The organism is Glycomyces tritici (genome assembly GCF_030403505.1).
The window spans coordinates 262528-281370 of sequence record NZ_JAUEMJ010000001.1; the positions used below are offsets into that span (position 1 = coordinate 262528).

At 70.8% G+C, this 18843-nt stretch carries 15 protein-coding genes and 3 tRNA genes; 11 read left to right on the forward strand and 7 right to left on the reverse strand.

The window, feature by feature from the left end; genetic code table 11:
* Positions 1-26: 26 nt before the first annotated feature.
* The 5 genes from QWI33_RS01215 to QWI33_RS01235 are packed head-to-tail and all read left to right on the forward strand — an operon-like array spanning position 27 to position 6017.
* A complete protein-coding gene (locus QWI33_RS01215; RefSeq protein WP_289954075.1) occupies positions 27-1244 on the forward strand; it encodes an MFS transporter in 1218 nt (405 codons plus the stop codon).
* Between the two features lie 25 nt (positions 1245-1269).
* On the forward strand, positions 1270-2796 hold the full coding sequence (locus tag QWI33_RS01220) for an ABC transporter substrate-binding protein (protein ID WP_289954077.1): 1527 nt from the start codon (positions 1270-1272) through the stop codon (positions 2794-2796).
* A 4-nt stretch (positions 2797-2800) separates the two neighbouring features.
* Positions 2801-3742, forward strand: coding sequence for an ABC transporter permease (locus tag QWI33_RS01225; protein ID WP_289954081.1), 942 nt, complete (start codon positions 2801-2803; stop codon positions 3740-3742).
* On the forward strand, positions 3739-4536 hold the full coding sequence (locus tag QWI33_RS01230) for an ABC transporter permease (RefSeq protein WP_289954084.1): 798 nt from the start codon (positions 3739-3741) through the stop codon (positions 4534-4536). The genes QWI33_RS01225 and QWI33_RS01230 overlap by 4 nt, the downstream gene beginning before the upstream one ends.
* Positions 4537-4547: 11 nt before the next feature.
* Complete coding sequence (locus QWI33_RS01235; RefSeq protein WP_289954085.1) at positions 4548-6017, forward strand: ABC transporter ATP-binding protein; 1470 nt, start codon at positions 4548-4550, stop codon at positions 6015-6017.
* Between the two features lie 195 nt (positions 6018-6212).
* Here the strand turns inward: QWI33_RS01235 and QWI33_RS01240 are convergent.
* The 3 genes from QWI33_RS01240 to QWI33_RS01250 all read right to left on the reverse strand — a co-directional run bounded on the left by QWI33_RS01240 (position 6213) and on the right by QWI33_RS01250 (position 6502).
* Positions 6213-6286: transfer RNA gene (locus QWI33_RS01240), tRNA-Cys, on the reverse strand.
* A gap of 47 nt (positions 6287-6333) precedes the next feature.
* Positions 6334-6405, reverse strand: a tRNA-Val gene (locus QWI33_RS01245).
* A gap of 24 nt (positions 6406-6429) precedes the next feature.
* A tRNA-Gly gene (locus QWI33_RS01250) sits at positions 6430-6502 on the reverse strand.
* A 136-nt stretch (positions 6503-6638) separates the two neighbouring features.
* Between QWI33_RS01250 and QWI33_RS01255 the strand changes: the two genes are divergently transcribed.
* From QWI33_RS01255 to QWI33_RS01265, 3 genes are all read left to right on the forward strand, one after another.
* Positions 6639-8984, forward strand: coding sequence for a Tex family protein (locus QWI33_RS01255; RefSeq protein WP_289954087.1), 2346 nt, complete (start codon positions 6639-6641; stop codon positions 8982-8984).
* Positions 8985-9048: 64 nt separating this feature from the next.
* On the forward strand, positions 9049-10188 hold the full coding sequence (locus QWI33_RS01260; protein WP_289954089.1) for a sensor histidine kinase: 1140 nt from the start codon (positions 9049-9051) through the stop codon (positions 10186-10188).
* Positions 10185-10859 (forward strand): response regulator, encoded by a 675-nt coding sequence (locus QWI33_RS01265; protein WP_289954091.1) that lies wholly within the window; start codon positions 10185-10187, stop codon positions 10857-10859. Before QWI33_RS01260 ends, QWI33_RS01265 begins: the two co-directional genes overlap by 4 nt.
* On the opposite strand, the gene QWI33_RS01270 is transcribed toward QWI33_RS01265, so the two are convergent.
* Together QWI33_RS01270 and QWI33_RS01275 are read right to left on the reverse strand one after the other, a co-directional pair.
* Positions 10856-11467 carry a hypothetical protein gene (locus tag QWI33_RS01270; protein WP_289954093.1) on the reverse strand — a complete coding sequence of 204 codons (612 nt, stop codon included), beginning with the start codon at positions 11465-11467 and terminating at the stop codon, positions 10856-10858. The two genes, QWI33_RS01265 and QWI33_RS01270, sit on opposite strands and share 4 nt — an antisense overlap.
* Positions 11468-11502: 35 nt before the next feature.
* The gene (locus QWI33_RS01275; RefSeq protein ID WP_289954094.1) at positions 11503-12657 is read right to left on the reverse strand and encodes an ice-binding family protein; all 1155 of its coding nucleotides are present in this window, start codon (positions 12655-12657) and stop codon (positions 11503-11505) included.
* A 345-nt stretch (positions 12658-13002) separates the two neighbouring features.
* Here QWI33_RS01275 and QWI33_RS01280 point away from each other — a divergent pair, with 345 nt between their 5' ends.
* A complete protein-coding gene (locus tag QWI33_RS01280; RefSeq protein ID WP_289954096.1) occupies positions 13003-15132 on the forward strand; it encodes an MMPL family transporter in 2130 nt (709 codons plus the stop codon).
* Positions 15133-15195: 63 nt separating this feature from the next.
* On the opposite strand, the gene QWI33_RS01285 is transcribed toward QWI33_RS01280, so the two are convergent.
* On the reverse strand, positions 15196-15867 hold the full coding sequence (locus QWI33_RS01285) for a hypothetical protein (RefSeq protein WP_289954097.1): 672 nt from the start codon (positions 15865-15867) through the stop codon (positions 15196-15198).
* A gap of 361 nt (positions 15868-16228) precedes the next feature.
* Here QWI33_RS01285 and QWI33_RS01290 point away from each other — a divergent pair, with 361 nt between their 5' ends.
* Together QWI33_RS01290 and QWI33_RS01295 are read left to right on the forward strand one after the other, a co-directional pair.
* Positions 16229-16789, forward strand: coding sequence for an HdeD family acid-resistance protein (locus QWI33_RS01290; protein WP_289954099.1), 561 nt, complete (start codon positions 16229-16231; stop codon positions 16787-16789).
* 66 nt (positions 16790-16855) lie between these two features.
* A complete protein-coding gene (locus tag QWI33_RS01295; RefSeq protein ID WP_289954101.1) occupies positions 16856-17359 on the forward strand; it encodes a hypothetical protein in 504 nt (167 codons plus the stop codon).
* Positions 17360-17422: 63 nt separating this feature from the next.
* Here QWI33_RS01295 and argH read toward each other — a convergent pair whose 3' ends face one another.
* Positions 17423-18817 (reverse strand): argininosuccinate lyase, encoded by a 1395-nt coding sequence (argH, locus tag QWI33_RS01300; protein WP_289954102.1) that lies wholly within the window; start codon positions 18815-18817, stop codon positions 17423-17425.
* Positions 18818-18843: the final 26 nt, after the last annotated feature.

Sequence of the window (18843 nt, forward strand, 5' to 3'; positions counted from 1 at the left end):
CCCCGCGCCGTCTCAGAGAGAGCCTCGTGCGCACGCTCCAAGCCCTGTCCGCCCAGCCTTCGGCGGTCCGACTCCTCCTGGTCAACCAGTTGGGAGTCAATCTCGGCTTCTACATGGTGATCCCCTACCTCGCCGTCCACCTCTACGACTCCGCCGGCATGTCCTTGGCCGCCATCGGCGTCGTGCTCGGTGTGCGGAACCTCAGCCAGCAGGGCCTGTTCCTCATCGGCGGCACCGCCTCCGACCGGCTCGGCCCGCGCGGGGTGATCATCACCGGATGCCTCCTGCGCGCCGTCGGGTTCGGCCTGTTCGCGCTCACGCCGTCCATGGCGGTGCTCATCGCCGGCTCGATCATCAGCGGCGTCGCCGGGGCCCTGTTCAACCCCGCGGTGCGCGCCTACGTGGCCGAGGCCGCGGGCGAGCGCCGCGTCGAGGCGTTCGCCCTGTTCAATCTGTTCGCCAACCTCGGCATGTGCCTGGGGCCGCTGGTCGGCAGCGCACTGGTCGCCTTCGACTTCCGCATCGGCGCTGCCGTCTCGGCACTGCTGTTCGCGCTGCTCGGCGTCGCGCAGGCCATGGTCCTGCCCTCGCACCGAGGCGCCGCGGCGTCGACGACGATCTGGGGCGGATGGAAGGGCGCCTTCGCCGACCGCGGCTTCCTCGCCTTCACCCTCGCCACCGCAGCGCTCTTCGCCCTCCAGAACCAGCTGTACCTGCTGCTGCCGAAAGCGGCCGTTGACGCGACCGGCACCACGTGGGCGACCGCCGCGGTCTTCGCCGCCTCGACCGTCGCCACGCTCGGCCTGCAGATGCGCGCCACGGCCTGGTGCCAGCAGCGCTTGAGCCGAGCGGGGGCGATCGCGCTCGGCATGGCGCTGCTCGGCGCGGCGTTCCTGCTCCCGGCCCTGGTCCCGCCCGACGCCGCCGCACCGCGGTTCGGGGCGGTCCTCGCCTCGGCGTTCCTGCTCTCGATGGGCGTCATGATCGCGCAGCCCTTCGTCATGGAGCTCATCCCCGGCTACGCCCCGACGGGATTGACCGGCACCTACTTCGGCGTCTACTACCTGCTGTCCGGCATCGTCGCCGCGGTCGGCACCAGCGGCGTCGGACTCATCGCCGACCTGGCCGGAACGAGCGCGGAGTGGGCCTCGTGGCTGTGCTGCGCGCTCCTCGGCCTCGCCTCGGCGGCAGCCGTGGCCGCACTGCGCGGCTCGCGGTCACTCGCGGTCGCCGCCGCCAAATGAATACCGAACACTGACAAGGAATCGCATGAACCACCTTCGCATGACCCGGCGCGGCATCCTCGGCGCCACCGGCATCACCCTCGTCGCCGCGGGCTGCAGCGCCGAAGCCGACACCGCCGAACCCCAGCAGGGCGGGCGCCTGCGCGCCGCCTTCGCCGGCGGCGGCGCGGCCGAGACCCTCGACCCCCACCGCGCCAACCTGTTCGCCGACGCCGCCCGTGCCAAAGCGCTGTTCGACAAGCTCGCCGAGCCGGGCGCCGACATGGCCCCCGTCCCCCGCCTCGCGGAGTCCTGGGAGGCCGACGCCGAACTCACCGTCTGGAAGGTGCGGCTGCGCGAGGCCTCGTTCCACGACGGCTCGCCGGTGCGCGCCGCCGACGTCCTCTACAGCTACCGGCGCATCGCCGACCCCGCGGAGACCTTCCGCGCCAAGCAGGACCTCTCCCCGATCGACCTGGACGCCAGCCGGGCGGTCGGCGACCGCGAGATCGAGTTCGTCCTCCACCACCCGCTCGCCGAGTTCCCCAACGCGCTCGCGGCCTTCGGCGCCTACATCGTCCCCGAAGGGGCCGAGAACTTCGACGCTCCGGTGGGATCGGGGCCGTTCACGTTCACCTCCTTCGAGCCCGGCCGCGAGTTCACCGCCGCCCGCTACGACGGGTACTGGGACGGGCCCGCGCTGCTCGACGAGCTGCAGATCGTCATCGCCGACGAGGAGTCGGCCCGCATCAACGCCCTCCTGGGCGGCCAGGTCGAGTACGCCCACGACCTCAGCGCCACCACCGCGCGCGCCAACGAGGAGAACGCGGCGATCACCCTGGTCGCCTCCCCCGGCAGCAACATGCTCGGCTTCGCCATGAAGACCGACCGCGCCCCGTTCGACGACCCGCGCGTGCGCCAGGCCCTGTTCCTCCTGTGCGACCGCGACGAACTGCTGGAATCGGTCCTCTCAGGACGCGGGCAGATCGGCAACGACCTGTTCGGACTCGGGTTCGCCCACTACGCCGCGGGCATCCCGCAGCGCGAACGCGACCTCGAGGAGGCCGTGCGCCTGCTCGAGGAGGCCGGCGCCACGGGCACGACGATCGTCCTGGAGACCGCCGACGTCGGCGCGGGCTTCGTCGAGGCCGCGCAGATCTTCGCCGAGCAGCTGCGCGAAGCCGGCCTCGAAGTCGAGATCAACGAGCGCAACACGGACACCTACTGGTCCGAGACCCTCACCGAAGGCACCATCTCGTCCTACCGCTCCGGCGGCATGCCCATCGCCTCGCACATCTCCCAGCGCCTGCTGACCGACTCCCCCACCAACGTCACCCAGTGGCGTCACGAGGACTTCGACCGGCTCTACCTCGAACTCCAGTCCACCGCCGACGAGACCGCCCGCCAGGCCCTGTACGACCAGATCCAGCAGCGCCTCCACGACGAGGGCGGCTACCTGGTCTGGGGCTTCGCCGACTGGATCGTCGCCACCGCGAAGGGCGTCCACGGTGTCGGCCTCGCGCCCGCCAACACCCTGGACTGGGCCCGGTTCGACAAGGTCTGGATCGCATAGCCGCATGCTCGCCTACGCCGGACGCCGCCTCGCCCTCGGAGCCGCCCAGGTCCTCGCGGTGGCCGTGCTGGCCTTCGCGCTCGTGGAACTGCTCCCCGGCGACGCCGCCGTCGCGCTCGCCGGGGACGCCCCCGATCCCGCGAACATCGAACGCATCCGCGAGCAGATGCGCCTCGACGAGCCCGCCCACGAACGCCTGCTGCACTGGCTCGGCGGACTCCTCACCGGCGACCTCGGCGACTCGCTGGTCTCCGGGCGGCCGGTCGGCGGCATCATCGCCGCCGCCCTGGAACCGACACTGGTCCTCGCCGCATGCACCCTGGTACTGCTGCTGCCCTTGGCGATCGGCCTCGGCGTGCTCGCCGCCCGCCGACGCGACCAGTGGGCGGACCGGCTCATCACCACCGCCAGCGTCGCCTTTTACTCAGTGCCGGAGTTCGCGCTGGCGATCCTGCTCGTGAGCGCCTTCGCGATCGGCCTGCCGTGGCTGCCGCCCACCGCCGTGGGCGTGCCGTCGCTCCTGGCCGAGCCCGCGGTCCTGGTGCTGCCGCTGGCGGTGCTCCTGGCCCGGCCGATCTGCTCGATCTGCCGCCTCGTGCGGGCGGGCATGATCGAGGCGCTCGACTCCGATTACATCGCCCACATCAGACGGTGCGGCGTGCCCGAGCGGCGCATCGTCCTCGCCCACGCACTGCCCAACGCGGTCACACCGGCCGTCGCCCAGATCGCCCGCACCGTCGACTGGCTGCTGGGCGGCGTCATCGTCGTCGAGGCCGTCTTCGTGATCCCCGGCCTGGGCACGGCCCTGGTCAACGCCGTGAACGCCCGCGACCTCCCTGTGGTGCAAGGGGTCGCCGTGGTCTTCGGGATCACCACGGTCACCGTCAACCTCCTCGCCGACCTGGTCGCGTTCCGGCTCGCGCCGCGGCTCGAGGTGGCCCGGTGAAGCGGCGCCTGGAACGGGTGGCGATCGCCGCGCTGATCGCGGTGCCGGTCGGCCTCGCGCTGCTCGGCCCGGTCCTGGTCCACCTCGCGGACGCGGAGCGGCGGCAGCCGTTCGACGCCGCGGCGCCCTGGCCGGGCACCGACTACCTGGGCGCCCCCGTCCTGGCGGGGCTCTTCGAGGGCGGATGGAGCATCATCCTCACCGCGCTCGCCGCCACCCTGGCCGCGTACGCGGCAGGCGTCCCGCTCGGGGTCCTGGCCGCGTCCACCCGGCGCCGCTGGCTCGACGAACTGCTCATGCGCCCCTTCGACCTGCTGCTGGCCATCCCCTCGCTGCTGCTGATGCTGCTGCTGGCCTCGATCGCCCCGCCGACGGCGTGGATGCTCGTCGCCATCGTCGCCGTCGTCAACCTCCCCGACGTCGCCCGCATCGTCCGGGCGGCGGCGCTCGAGGCGGCGCACCGCCCCGCGGTGGAGGCGATGTGGCTGCAAGGCGAGGGGTGGTGGCGGATCGCCGCGGGGTACACGGTCCGCTCGATCCTGCCGACCCTCGCCGCCGACGCCGGGGTGCGCCTGGTCGGCGCGTTCTACCTGGTCGCCGCCGCGAGCTTCCTGGGCGTCGGCGCCGGCCCCGAGTCCGGCGACTGGGCGGTCATGGTCGACGTCAACCGCGGCGGCATCTTCCTGTCCCCCTGGGGGGTCGTCCTGCCCGCGGTCCTGCTCGTCTCGCTCTCGGTAGGCCTGAACCTGCTGTTCGACCGGCTCCTGTCGCGAACGCGAACGGCACGCACATGAAGGAGGAGCCGATGGGCGAACGCATCGTGCACGTGAGCGACCTGCACGTCCGAGCCGGCGGGAACACCCTGCTCGACGGCGTGGGGTTCGACGTGGCCGCCGGACGGATGCTGGCCGTCGTCGGCGCCTCCGGCAGCGGCAAGACCACCACCGCCTCCGCACTCCTGGGCGCACTGCGGCCGGGCGCGGACGCGACCGGCACCGTCGAAGTCGGCGGCGTCGACGCACTGCGGTGCGCGCCGGGCGCACTGCCCGCGGCGTACCTGCCGCAGCACCCGGCGGCCGTCCTGAACCCCGTGCGGCGCATCGGCGGCGTGCTCACCGACATCGCCCGGGCCTCCGGCGGCGGCGAGGTGCGGGCGCGGGTGGCCGACGCGATGCACCGCGCGGGCCTGGACGATCCGGCCCTGCTGCGGCGCTTCCACCACCAGCTCTCCGGCGGGCAGCAGCAGCGTCTCGTTCTGGCCCAGGCGTTCCTGTGCGAAGCGCGGCTGCTCGTGGTCGACGAGCCCACCACCGGCCAGGACCTCGCCCACCGCGACCAGGTCGCGGCCGAGCTGCGCCTGGCGGTCGCGAACGGCCTGGCCGTCGTCCTCCTCAGCCACGACCTCGACCTCGTGGCCGCGATCAGCGACGAGACCGCCGTCCTCGAACGCGGCTCGATCGTCGAGCACGGGACGACCGGAGCGGTCTTCGAGCGGCCCGCGCACGAGTACACGCGCCGCCTCCTCGCCGCGCGAACGGGTTCCGGCCCCCGGGTCGCCACGACGGGCGCACCGGCCCCGATCCGCATCGAGGGAACCGGCCTGACCGTCACCGCCGGGCGCGCCCGGACCCGCATCCTGGACGAGGTCGACTTCCATGTGCGAGCGGGCGAGTGCCTGGCGATCGTGGGGGCCTCCGGCAGCGGCAAGACCACGCTCGCCCGCTGCATCGCCGGACTCCAGCGGGCCGACGCCGGCAGCCTGGCACTCGACGGCGTACCGCTGTCACTGGGCGACCGCCGCCGCACCCGCGCCGAACGCGCGAAGGTGCAGTACGTCTTCCAGGACGCGCGCGGCGCCTTCGACGAGCACCGCGACATCGTCTCCCAGGTCGCCCGAACGGCGATCAGACTGCGCGCCTTGACGACACGCGAAGCCCGCGCAGAGGCCGAACGGCTCTTGGACGAGGTGGGACTCACCACCGCGACCGCCTCCCGCCGCCGCGACCGGCTCTCCGGCGGCCAGCTCCAGCGGGCCGCCCTCGCCCGCGCGCTTGCGGCCCGACCGGACGTCCTCATCTGCGACGAGATCACCTCGGGACTCGACGCGATCACCCAGCGCGGCATCCTCGACCTCTTGGACGAGCTCATGGCCCGCACCGGCGTGAGCCTGCTCCTGATCACCCACGAGCCGGCGGTCGCCGACCGCCTGGCCGACCGCACCCTGCGGCTCGCACAGGGCCGCGCAGCGCACCGGTCGGTGCCGTCGCCGCAGTGACAATGAGGACGTTCCCAAGGCCTATGGCAACGGGACTGACGGGAACGGGGAAAACGCGATGCATCGGGCTGCGGGGCTCAGCGCCGCCGCGAATCCGTGGACTCCGAGTCGCAGTGACCGGCAACGGATCGAATGCGAATGGAATGGTGTCGGCGCGGGCCCGAAATCCGGGCCCCGACCGACATGAACGTTGAATGGAGGTGGGTACGGGATTCGAACCCGTGTGCACGGCTTTGCAGGCCGTTACCTAACCACTCGGACAACCCACCCTGACGCGAAAGGCCCAAGCCTTGTGAACCTGGGCCTCTCGCTTCGGTGGACGATACTGGGATTGAACCAGTGACCTCTCCCGTGTCAGGGGAGTGCTCTCCCGCTGAGCTAATCGTCCGGGATAGCGCTCTTTCGAGCTCCGAGCGGACGACCGGGATCGAACCGGCGACCTACACCTTGGCAAGGTGTCGCGCTACCAACTGCGCTACGTCCGCATGTCATTTCCAGGGGCTTTTTCGTTCCCCCGGCGACGGGATAGAACTTTACCCAATGCCCGACCGAGCGTCCACCGGGGGGTCGGGGCTTCCGGCTTCGAGCCATGTTGTCGCAGCGCTCTGGCAGAATCCTCCCGTGGCTCAAGCTATCGATCAACGCATCGCCGAGGAACTCTCGGTCGGCGCCCATCAAGTCCGCTCGGCCGTCGCGCTTCTCGACGACGGCTCCACCGTCCCGTTCATCGCCCGGTACCGAAAAGAGGCCACCGGGGGCCTCTCCGACGAGCAGCTGCGCGCCCTCGAAGAGCGCCTCGGCTACCTGCGCGAGCTGGAGACCCGCCGCAAAGGGGTGCTCGAATCGATCAATGAGCAGGGAAAACTCACCGATGCGCTCGCCGCGCAGATCGACGCCGCCGACACCAAGGCCCGGCTCGAGGACCTCTACGCGCCTTTCAAGGTGAAGCGCCGCACGAAAGCGCAGATCGCTCGCGAAGCGGGCCTCGAACCGCTCGCGGAACTGCTTTTGAGTGATCCCTCACAGGACCCCGAAACCGCGGCCGCCGCGTACGTCGACGCCGCGAAAGAGGTCCCGGACGCGGCCGCCGCGCTCGCCGGGGCCCGCGCGATCCTCACCGAGCGGTTCAGCGAGGACGCCGACCTCATCGGCTCCCTGCGCGAACGCATGTGGCAGCGGGGCCGGCTGGTCTCGCGGGTCCGCGACGGGGCCGAGGAGAAGGGCGCGAAGTTCTCCGACTACTTCGACTTCTCGGAGACGTTCACCACGCTGCCCTCCCACCGGGTGCTCGCGCTCATGCGCGGCGAGAAGGAGGAGGCGCTCTCGCTCGCCCTGGAGCCCGGTGAGTCCGAGGTGGACGGGGCCGACTGCGAGGCCGTGATCGCCGCGAAGTTCGGGATCCGGAACGACGGGCGGCCCGCCGACGCGTGGCTCGCCAAGACCGTCTCGTGGGCGTGGCGCACGCGCATCCTCGTCAAGCTGGGCGTGGACCTGCGGATGCGGCTGTGGCAGCTCGCCGAGGACGAGGCCGTGAAGGTCTTCGCCGCCAATCTGAAGGACCTGCTGCTCGCGGCCCCGGCCGGGCCGAAGACCGTGATGGGCCTGGACCCGGGCTTCCGCACCGGCGTCAAGGTCGCCGTGGTCGACCCCACGGGCAAGGTGCTCGACGCGACCGCGATCATGCCGCACCAGCCCCAGAACCGCTGGGACGCTTCGCTGGCGACGCTGGGCGCGCTGGTGGAGAAGCACGGGGTGCAGCTCATCGCGATCGGCAACGGCACCGCTTCGCGCGAGACCGACCGCCTCGCGGCCGACCTCATCAAGGCCGTGAACGGCACCCGTGAGCTGGCCAAGATCGTCGTCTCCGAGGCCGGGGCCTCGATCTACTCGGCGTCGGCGTACGCGACGAAGGAGCTCCCGGGCATGGACGTGTCCCTGCGCGGGGCCGTCTCGATCGCGCGGCGGCTCCAGGACCCGCTCGCGGAGCTGGTGAAGATCGAGCCGAAGCACATCGGCGTCGGCCAGTACCAGCACGACCTGACTGAGTCCAAACTCACCAGATCCCTTGAGGCCGTTGTGGAGGACGCGGTGAACGCGGTCGGCGTGGACCTGAACACCGCCTCCGTCCCGCTGCTCTCGCAGGTGTCGGGGCTCTCGGAGAGCGTGGCCGCGAACATCGTGTCGTACCGCGACGAGCACGGCCGCTTCGCCGACCGCAAGGCGCTCCTGAGCGTGCCGCGCTTGGGCCCCAAGGCCTTCGAGCAGGCCGCCGGGTTCCTCCGGGTCGCCGGCGGGACCAACCCGCTCGACGCCTCGGCCGTGCACCCCGAGGCCTACCCGGTGGTCGAGCGCATCCTCGCCGCCACCGGCGCCCCGATCGGCGGGCTCCTGGGCGACGCGAAGACCCTCCGCAAGCTCAAGCCCGGCGACTTCGCCGACGACCGCTTCGGCGTGCCCACGGTCTCGGACATCCTCGCCGAGCTCGAGAAGCCCGGCCGCGACCCGCGCCCCGAGTTCAAGGCGGCCACGTTCAAGGAGGGCGTGGAGAAGGTCTCGGACCTCAAGCCCGGGATGCTCCTCGAAGGGGCCGTGACGAACGTCGCGGCCTTCGGGGCGTTCGTCGACATCGGCGTCCACCAGGACGGCCTGGTGCACATCTCGGCGCTCGCCAACCGGTTCGTGTCGGACCCGCGCGAGATCGTCAAGCCCGGCGACGTGGTCAAGGTGAAGGTGGTCTCGGTCGACCTCCAGCGCCAGCGCATCGCGCTCACCATGCGCCTGGACGACGAGGTGGAGGCCGGCGGCGGCGAGCCGCGCGGCGGCCAGCGCCAGGGCGGACAGCGCCAAGGCGGCGGAGGCAAGGGCGGCAAGGGAGGCGGACGGCAGCAGCCGCGCCAGCAGGGGCGTCAGGCCGCGCCGGAGAGCGCGATGGCCGAGGCGCTGCGACGCGCCGGGCTGACGAAGTAGCCGCTGACCGATCGGTTCCAGGAGCGCCCGGCCGCGGCCGGGCGCTCCTCTTACGCTTGGAGGCGTGCTGCACCGCTTCTCGATCTCCCGGATGGACCTGCTCGTCGGGGCCGTCAACGCTGTGATCGTGCTGACCTGGACGCTCGCGCAGTGGGTGCTCCACGTGCGCGACACGCCCGGCCTCAACGAGGAACTGGCGTGGGTGATGATGTTCGTCTCCGTCGTGGCCCTGTTCTTCCGCAGTGCCTTCCCGTTCACGGTGGCGCTGGTGACGATGGTGTGCACGATCGTGTACTACCCGGCGTCGTCGACGGACGGGCCGATGCTCATGGCGTTCGTGATCGCCCTGTACACGCTGGCGGCGCTGGGTCGGATCTGCGCCGCGGGGGTGATCGCCGGGCTGGTGTTCCTAATCGTGGTGGTCTCGGAGTACCTGGCGGACTTCGCGCACATGACCGCGTCCGAGACGCTCATGCTCAGCGGGTGGATCATCGCGGTCCCGGCGATCGGCGCGGTCGTGGCGCACTACCGGCGGTACCGTGCGGAGACCGAAGTGGCCCTTGCGGAGACGCAGAAGCGCAGTGTCGCCGAGGAGCGGCTGCGGATCGCGCGGGAGCTGCACGACGCGGTCGGGCACCACTTGTCGCTCATCAACGTGCAGACCTCGGCGGCACTGCGGAAGCTGCGCAAGGACCCGCTGTACCGGACCGAGGAGACGCTCCAGGTGATCGCGGAGACGAGCCACTCGTCGCTGCGGGAGCTGCGGGCGATGGTGGGGGTGCTGCGCGAGCCCGGGGAGGATTCGCCGACCGGGCCGGGGCCGAGCCTGGAGCAGCTGCCGCTGCTGGTCGACGCGGCGCGGGCGTCGGGACTCGAGGTGGACCTGCGCGTGGACGGCCGGGCGGCGCTGCCGGTGGCGGTGGACGCGGCGGCGTACCGGGTGGTGCAGGAGTCGCTGACGAACGTGCTGCGGCACGCGAAGGCGCAGCGGGTGCAGATCAAGGTGGTCACGGGGACGTCGACGCTGGCCGTCGCGGTGATCGACGACGGCGCGGGCGATGCCAAGGGCGCCAAGGGCGCGGGAAACGGGTTGACGGGTATGCGCGAGCGGGCCGAGAGCCTCGGCGGTACCTTCGACGCGGGGCCGCGCGATGACGGCGGCTTCTCGGTCGAGGCCACGTGGCCGCTGGAGGTTGACAGGTGATCCGGGTGATGCTGGTGGACGACCAGCGGCTGGTGCGGGCGGGGTTCGCCTCGATCCTCGGCGACGAGGAGGACATCGAGCTGGTCGGCGAGGCGGGCGATGGGGCGGAGGCCCTGGAGCTGGCGCGGCGGCACCGCCCGGACGTGGTCCTCATGGACATCCGCATGCCCAATGTGGATGGCCTGGAGGCGACCGAGCGGATCGGCCGGGACCCCAAGCTCGACGGCGTCAAAGTGGTGATCCTGACGACCTTCGACGAGGACGACTACGTGTACCGGGCGCTGCGCGCGGGCGCGAGCGGGTTCCTCGTGAAGGACACCGACCCCGACGAGCTGATCCACGCGATCCGGGTGGTGGCGGCGGGCGAGGCGCTCATCGCGCCGAGGGTGACGCGGCGGCTCATCGCGGAGTTCGCCGGGCGCGTGGCCCGGCCGGAGCCGAGCTCGAAGCTGAACGCGCTCACCGAGCGCGAGACCGAGGTGCTCAAGCTGGTGGCCACGGGCATGAGCAACGACGAGATCGCCAGGTCCCTGTTCCTCTCCCCCGCGACGGCGAAGACGCACGTCAGCCGCATCATGTCGAAGCTCTCCGCGCGAGACCGGGCGCAACTGGTCGTCACCGCGTACGAATCGGGGCTCGTACGTCCTACCTGGACGGACGGCGAGGCTTAGCGGTCGCGGGGCTTCTTGAGGAAGTCCTCGTAGTCGGCGGCTTCGTCGGGATCGAATCCGGCGAGCCGCCTGAGGAGCTCGGCCTCGGCCGAGCGGCTCTCGGCCGCATCGGGCGAGGCGGCCTGCCAGGAGAGGCGGTGGATCTCGCTTTCGCTGCCGGGGTCGAAGTCGACCAGGGTCTCGGCGAGGTCCACGACGTAGTTCGCCGGGCGGGCCAGCGGTGCGACCTCGCGGATCACGTCCTCGGGGGCGGCCTTGCCGCCGGAGCGGCGGTGCGCGAGGACGTCGGCGACCTTGACCGCACCCGCCAACACGATCGCTGCGGCGATGAGCCCGAGGAAGATCGCGGAACCGACCTCGAGCGGGGTCAGCAGGACCGCGGCCGTCGCACCGATCGCCGAGACGAGCGCGTACACCAGCATGCTCTCGGACCGGCGCATGAAGTCGTACCAGGGCGGTACGGGGCCGGCGAACCCGTCGAGGGCCCGGTCCAGCCGCGTGGCGGCCTCGTCCAGGCCCGCGGAGCGGTCGGGGGCGGTGATGATCGCCTTCTTGGTGCGCACGCCGCGCACGATCCAGGCGATGCCTTCGACGTAGGGCACGTTCACGAGGGGTTCCTGTCATGGGGCGGCGGGGGCAGGAGTCAGTCTATGCGGCACCGTCCAGGCAGCACACGGCTCGGCCGGTCCGCCCGAAGGCGGACCGGCCGGTGCGATCGCTCCTCTTGTGAGCGTCGCCAGGCGAAGACCGCGAGCATGGCGCCTCCGATGGCGAGCGTCAGGCCTGCGGCAATGATGAACATCAAGGCTCCGTTGCCAGTTTGGATCAGGCCAGTGCCGGTCCCGTTGTCGTCATCCAACGTCGTCGCTCCCGCACTCGGACGAGCGCTCGTCGCATCACCTGTGGACGGGCCGCCAGTGGTCGGTTGGTCCGTGGTGGGCTGGTCCGTGGTGGGCTGGTCCGTGGTGGGCTGGTCAGTCGTCGGCTGGTCCGTCGTGGGCTGATCCGTCGTCGGTTGGTCCGTGGTGGGTTGGTCCGTGGTGGGCTGGTCCGTCGTCGGCTGATCCGTCGTCGGCTGATCCGTCGTCGGCTGATCCGTCGTCGGCTGATCCGTGGTCGGACCACCGGTCGTGGTCGGAGGCACGTCCGGTGCGCATTCCGGCGCAGTGATGTCGTTGGTGTCCATGGTGACCGCACCGGTCTGCGCGAGGGCGCGCCCTTCCAGATCTGCACCGGTGTTCATGGAGATCGATGCGGAGGCCATGATGTTTCCGACGAAGTCGCTGCCGGTCCCCAGGGTCGCCGAACTGCCGACCTGCCAGTAGACATTGCACGGGGAGGCGCCGTTGACGAAGATGACGCTGCTGTTCGGAGCGGTGATGAGTGTGGATTCGATCTGGAAAATGAAGACCGCGTCCGGATTCGCTTGGAGATCGAGCGTCAACGTGCCGGTGACCTCCGCCGCGGCGACCCGGTAGATGCCGGCGGTCAGCACTTCACCGCCCAACTCGTTGTCCTCGATGGTGAACGGGGTCCGTCCGGCCGCGTCGTTGTAGGCGGTGGTGAGATCGCTCTTCGCTTGGAGGGCGACGTCGTCCGCCAGGTGGATCCCTGCCGGGACCATGGCCGCCGTGAAACCCGGAGCGGTACTGCCCGGGTGGACTCCGAGCTTCTGCTCCAGCGTGCTCGCGCCGGTGTTGGTGGCGGTCGAGCCCGCAAGCACCGAGAAGTTCCCGGCCGTCCCCAGACTACCGGGGTGGCTTGGGCTTGGGCGTCCTGCGGATTCCACATCATCCACGCAGCGAAAAGGCCTACGGCCGTAGTTACGGCGAGTAGAGAAGCGAGTCCCCGCCTACGCAATTTCCGCTGCCTTGTAGTCATTGGAATCTCCTTGTCTGCCGCCTCGCACCGAATTCGGCGTCAGAAGGGCGTTTGACTTGGGCGAAACGTGCAACAGCACGCAGTGACCACCCAATCACACTATGGAGTGACAAATTCATACTTTTGGCCCGGCGAAGGTCTGTCGGGTTTCCGATACGACCGGGGATGTACTTCCCGGGACGGGCCTGACCCAGGAGTGGTATGGCGATCACCGCTGCTGAGGCGATGCGGTGGAGCTGGACTGACGGCGAGGGTTGTCGGCATGGAACCACACCTTGCCTCGAAGCCGTCGGCGCTCGCGCGGCTGTCCGAATGGACGCAGCGCCGCCCGCTGATCGCACTCCTCCTCTGGGTCCTCGTGTTCGCCGCGGCGATCGGCGTCTCCGGTGCGGTCGGCTCGGCCTTCGAAGACGACAACTCGATGCCCGGCACCGAGTCGCAGGAGCTCTCCGACCTGCTCGACGAGCGCGCCCCGGAGGCGAACGAGCTCACCGTGCAGGTGGTCTTCGGCGCCGACGACGTGGCCGCCGAGCAGGACCGCGTCGCGGCCTTCCTCGCCGACCTGGCCGATGAACCGGGCGTGACCGGCGTGAGCGACCCGTTCACGGAGTACGGCGCCGTCAGCGAGGACGGCACGGTCGGCTACGCCACGCTGACCTGGGACGGCACCACCGCTGAGGCGGCGGAACTGATCCCCGAGGCCGAGGAGGCCTCAGGTGACGGCCTCCGGTTCGCGCTGGGCGGCGACGTCATCCGTGAAGCGAGCGAAGGCGGCGGCGGTGCGGCTGAAGGCATCGGCATGCTCGCGGCGCTCGTGATCCTCGTGTTCATGTTCGGGTCCCTGCTGGCCGCGAGCCTCCCGCTCATCACCGCGCTGTTCGCGGTGGGCACCGCGTTCTGCCTGTCGATGCTCGTGTCCCATGCGGTCACGCTGCCGACGTTCCTGACGCCCATCATGTTCCTCGTCGGCTTCGGTGTGGGCGTGGACTACGCGCTCCTGATTTTCGCCCGCTTCCGCGCCGAGATCCAGCACGGCGCGAGCCGCAAGGCCGCCGCCGCAACGGCGCTCGACACGGCCGGACGCTCGGTGCTGTTCGCCGGCTCCGTGGTGATCGTGGCGCTCATGGGCCTGTTCGCGCTCGGCCTCGGCTCACTGCAGGCGGTCGCGATCGCGGTGGCGCTCACCGTACTCGTGACGATGCTCGCCTCGGTGACGCTGCTGCCCGCGCTGCTGGCGCTGTTCGGCAAGCGGATCGAGCAGTCGGTGCGCAAGAAGGCCGCGAAGGCCAAGCGCGCCCCGGGCTCGCGCTGGGTGGGCTGGTCGCGGTTCGTGGAGCAGCGGGCGTGGCTCGCGATCGTCCTGGTCACCGCCGGGCTCGCCTTCCTCGCCACCCCGCTGCTGGACCTGCGGCTCGGCTTCGCCGACGCCGGGACCGACACGGAGGGCACGACCAGCCGCGAGGCGTACGACCTGCTCTCCGAGGGGTTCGGGGAGGGCTTCAACGGCCCGCTCATGGTCGTCACCGACGGCACCGAGGCCGAGGCGAACGCCGCCTTCGAGACCATGAACGGGCTCGACACGGTCGAGATGGCCTCGCCGCCGTTCGCGATCGGGGACGACCTGTGGATGTCCACGGTGGTCGGCACCGCCGGACCGGCCGACCAGGCCACGGTGGACCTCGTGCACGAACTGCGCGACGAGGTGCTGAACAAAGTCGAGGGCACGCAGCTCGTGGGCGGCTCCACCGCCGCCGCGATCGACTTCAGCGACATCATGATCGAGAAGGCCCCGCTGTTCCTGCTGTTCGTGGTCGGACTCTCGCTCCTGCTGCTGATGGTCGTGTTCCGGTCCATCCTCATCCCGATCAAGGCCGCGATCCTCAACCTGATGACGATCGGCGCGAGCCTCGGCGTGGTCGCGTGGATCTTCCAGGAGGGCGTGTTCGGCATCCCGGCCGGACCGGTCGAGGCGTTCGTGCCCGTGATGTCGTTCGCGATCATCTTCGGGCTCTCGATGGACTACGAGGTGTTCCTCATGTCGCGGATGCGCGAGGAGTGGCAGCGCACCGGGGACCCGGTCGAGGCGGTCCGCAGGGGCCTGGCGTCGACGGGCGGCGTGGTGACCGCCGCGGCGGCGATCATGATGGCGGTCTTCGGATCGTTCGTCCTCGACGACGCCCGCCTGCTCCAGCAGTTCGGCATCAGCATGGCGGTCGCGATCTTCATCGACGCCTTCGTGATCCGCTGCCTCCTGGTCCCGGCGATCATGAAGGTCATGGGCAGGGGCGCCTGGTGGATGCCGAAGTGGCTCGACAAGGCGATGCCGCACGTCACGGTCGAGCCCGAGACCGAGCCGCGGCCGATCGAACGCGAGACGGCCGCGATCCGCTAGTACCGCAAGGGAACAGGAACACCGCGGTCCCGGCGCTTCGCCGGGGCCGCGGTGCGCTCGGGTTCACCCGGGCTGGGCGGCGGCGGTCCGGATCTTCGCGATCTCATGCGGCTTCGAGAGCCGCATGACCGCGCCGATCTCGGCCATGTACCGGCGCTGCTCGGCGGGGAAGCGCGCGAGCACCGTGGCCGGGTCCGCCAGGAGTTCCGTGTAGATCACGAGTCCATCCGCGTAGAAGAGGTCGACCAGGCGGGGCTCGCCCGCGGGTGTCGCCATCACGTTGCCCGGGTTGCGGTCGAGGCCGCCCCAGTAGGGGATCGCCGCCGCCGCTTCGGCGCTCAGCCGCTCGGCCTCGGCCCTGACCGCCGCGATCGGATCATCGCCCTCGGCGTCCCAGCGCCGCCACACTGCGGCGGCCTGGTCCTTGTCGGCCGGGACCAGGCACTCCATCACCGTGAGCCGCCCGCCGCCCTCGAGCGGGGCGTCGAGCTCGATCCGGGGCAGCAGCGGATTGCCGGCCAGCATGCGGCACAGCCGCACGAACACCGCATAGGCCGGCTCGAACGGGCACACCCTCGCGGCCAGCTCGCCGTCCGGCGAGCGCCACACCGTCGCCCAGTCCCCGACCCCGCACACGTTCCACCCGTCGGCCAGCAGCCATGCGGCCACCTCCCGGTGGTTCAACTCCGCCAGAGCGGCCGGATCGGACAGAAAGCCTCGCAGCGCATCACTCACGCCCGCAGCCTACGCAGCGCCCCCGGGGAGACGAAACGTCTTTTCGCACCGGTGCGGCAACGCGGCTTTCACTGTGTCCGCCCGCGCTTGCCCCTCGCGGGAGCACCGCTCGAGACGGTGCAGTGCGCGGCGGAGCACGTCGGCGTCGCTCTCGCCCTCCTGCGCGAGGGTCCGGATGAGGCGCTCGTCGTCGGCATTGGAGCGGAAGCGGATGAACCTGTGACGAGATTCCGGCGATCGCACGGTCTGCGGTCGGAGGGGTCCGCCGTGTCGCGTTTTCGGGGGAAGACGCACTGTCCGCCCCGGTTGGGTCTAGCCTCGGGGTGGGAAGCGTTATCGCAGGTGGAACGGGGTGGATGCGATGATCGAATTGCTCGCCAGGAACTGGGCGTGGGTGCTGGTTCGCGGTATCTTCACGATCATCTTCGGGGCCATGGCGGTGTTCTGGCCCGGGATCACGCTGTACGTGCTGGTCATCCTCTTCGGCGCCTACGCCATCGTGGACGGCGTCACCTCGATCGCCATGGGCGCCAAGCGTTCCTACGGCCGCGGCTTCCTCATCACCTTGGGCATCGTGGGCATCATCGCCGGGCTGATCGCCCTGCTGTGGCCCGGGCTCAGCGCTCTCGCGCTGCTCTATGTGATCGCGTTCTGGGCGATCATCTCAGGCATCGGCTCGATCGTGAGCGGCTTCGGCCTCTCGCGCGACGCGGGCGGGCGCTGGCTGTTCGTCATCTCCGGCCTCGCCGGGGTCGTCCTGGGCATCCTGCTGCTGATCAACCCGGAGGAGGGCGCGGTCGCGCTGGTCGTGACCATCGGGTTCTTCGCGATCATCTGGGGCTTCTTCACGGTGTTCACGGCCGTGCGGCTGCGGCGCCTGGCCGTGGAGCTTGACGCCCGCCAGGACTTCACGGATATTTAGGAATGTACATATAAGAGCACGGAGCGCGAGGTTGGGCGCGCACTCCTCAGACGACACGGAGCCGCCATGCACCCGCCGCAACACCCCGTCCGCAATGCCGTGAGGGCCGCCTTGGTGGCCCTCACGTCGCTGTTCGCCGTCCTCGCCGCCGCCAACCCGGCATCGGCCGGCGCACCGGTCGGGTTCGCGACCGAAGCACTCGGGGAGGACTACTGCACCCTCTTCGCGACCGCCGGTGAAGCCGAATGGGCCGACATCGCCGTCGAGCCGACGGTGAACGTCACCGGCAAGGCCTGGACCACGTTCTACCGGGACGGCCGCGTCTGCCTGGGCGTCGAGCCGTTCGACCGACACCTCGAATTCATCGCCTACGACAAGGACGCCCCCGTGGACGTCGAGCGCATCGAGATGCCCGACCGCGGCAAGGCGTTCGACTACTCGTTCGCGCTCACCGTGGACGAGACCGCCTCGATCGACTACCTGACCGTGGCCCTCTGCCGCACTGCACCGGTCATCGGGAACCCCTCCCAGCACTGCACCGGGAAGTTCGTCATCACGCCGCCCGCGTAACGGACGCAAGCGAAAGCGGCCCGCGCCTCGCACGGGCCGCTTTCGCTGGAAGGCAGTGGGCCGCTACTGGGCCCAGGCCCGCCACGCGTCGATCTGCTCGCGCACCTGCGCCAGCTGGTCGGCCACCGGCTTCGGGCCCGTCGAACCGGGCGTCGTGCGGCCGGCCAGCGCGCCGTCCACATCGAGCACCGCCTTCACGGTGGGGTCGAGGTGCTCGGAGATGCCCGCCAGGTCGGCGTCGGCGATCTCGTGCAGCTCGATGCCGCGCGCCTCGCAGTGGGCCACGCAGGAGCCGGCGATCTCGTGGGCGCTGCGGAACGGGACGCCCTTGCGCACCAGCCAGTCCGCGATCTCCGTGGCGAGGCTGAACCCGGTCGGGGCCGAGGCGCGCGGGACTTCGACGTTGAACGTCATGGTCGCGACCATGCCCGTGACGGCCGGGAGCAGGAGCGCCAGGTTGTCGAGCGAGTCGAAGACCGGCTCCTTGTCCTCTTGGAGGTCCTTGTTGTACGTGAACGGCAGGCCCTTGAGGGTGACCAGGAGGCCCGTGAGGTTGCCGACGAGGCGGCCCGACTTGCCGCGCGCGAGCTCGGCCACGTCGGGGTTCTTCTTCTGCGGCATGATCGAGGAGCCCGTGGAGAACGCGTCGTCGAGCTTGACCCAGCCGAACTCCTGGCTCGACCAGAGGATGACCTCCTCCCCCAGGCGGGAGAGGTGGATGCCGACCATCGAGCACACGAACAAGAGCTCGGCCGCGAAGTCGCGGTCGGAGACGCCGTCGAGCGAGTTCGCGACGGGGCCGTCGAAGCCGAGCTCCTCGGCCACGGCGACCGGGTCGAGCGGCAGCGACGAGCCCGACAGGGCGCCCGAGCCGAGCGGGGACAGCGCGGCGCGCTTGTCCCAGTCCCGCAGGCGGTCCAGGTCGCGCAGGAGGCCCTGCGCGTGCGCCAGGAGCTGGTGGCCGAGGGTGATCGGCTGGGCGTGCTGGAGGTGGGTCATGCCCGGCGCGGGCGCGTCCACGAGGCCGGCGGCCTGCTCGGTCAGGGCGCTGACGAGGTCGGTGAGGTCGGCGGCGAGGCCCTTGGCGTGGTCGCGGCAGTACAGGCGCAGGTCCGTGGCGATCTGGTCGTTGCGCGAGCGGCCGGCGCGGAGCTTGCCGCCGAGGTCGCCGAGGCGCTCGACGAGGCCGCGTTCGAGCGCGGTGTGCACGTCCTCGTCCGCCACGGTGCCGGTGAAGGCGCCGGAGGCGACGTCCTCGCCGAGTTCGTCGAGGGCGGTGAGCATCGTCGTGAGCTCGTCCGCGGTGAGCAGCCCGGCCCGGTTGAGCACGCGCGCATGGGCTTTGGAGGCCTTGAGGTCGTACGGCGCGAGGCGCCAGTCGAAGCCGATCGAGGCGTTCAGGGCCTCGAGGGCGGCGGCTGGGCCGCCGGAGAAGCGGCCTCCCCACAGTTTCGCCATTACGCCGCGTCTCCCTTGGTGTGCTT

Excerpts from the sequence above, each read along its gene's own strand:
- QWI33_RS01220 (WP_289954077.1), top strand. The coding sequence starts at position 1,270 with ATGAACCACCTTCGCATGACCCGGCGCGGCATCCTCGGCGCCACCGGC.
- QWI33_RS01280 (WP_289954096.1), top strand. The coding sequence starts at position 13,003 with ATGGAACCACACCTTGCCTCGAAGCCGTCGGCGCTCGCGCGGCTGTCC.
- argH (WP_289954102.1), bottom strand. The coding sequence starts at position 18,817 with ATGGCGAAACTGTGGGGAGGCCGCTTCTCCGGCGGCCCAGCCGCCGCC.
- QWI33_RS01225 (WP_289954081.1), top strand. The coding sequence starts at position 2,801 with ATGCTCGCCTACGCCGGACGCCGCCTCGCCCTCGGAGCCGCCCAGGTC.
- QWI33_RS01295 (WP_289954101.1), top strand. The coding sequence starts at position 16,856 with ATGCACCCGCCGCAACACCCCGTCCGCAATGCCGTGAGGGCCGCCTTG.
- QWI33_RS01290 (WP_289954099.1), top strand. The coding sequence starts at position 16,229 with ATGATCGAATTGCTCGCCAGGAACTGGGCGTGGGTGCTGGTTCGCGGT.
- QWI33_RS01235 (WP_289954085.1), top strand. The coding sequence starts at position 4,548 with ATGGGCGAACGCATCGTGCACGTGAGCGACCTGCACGTCCGAGCCGGC.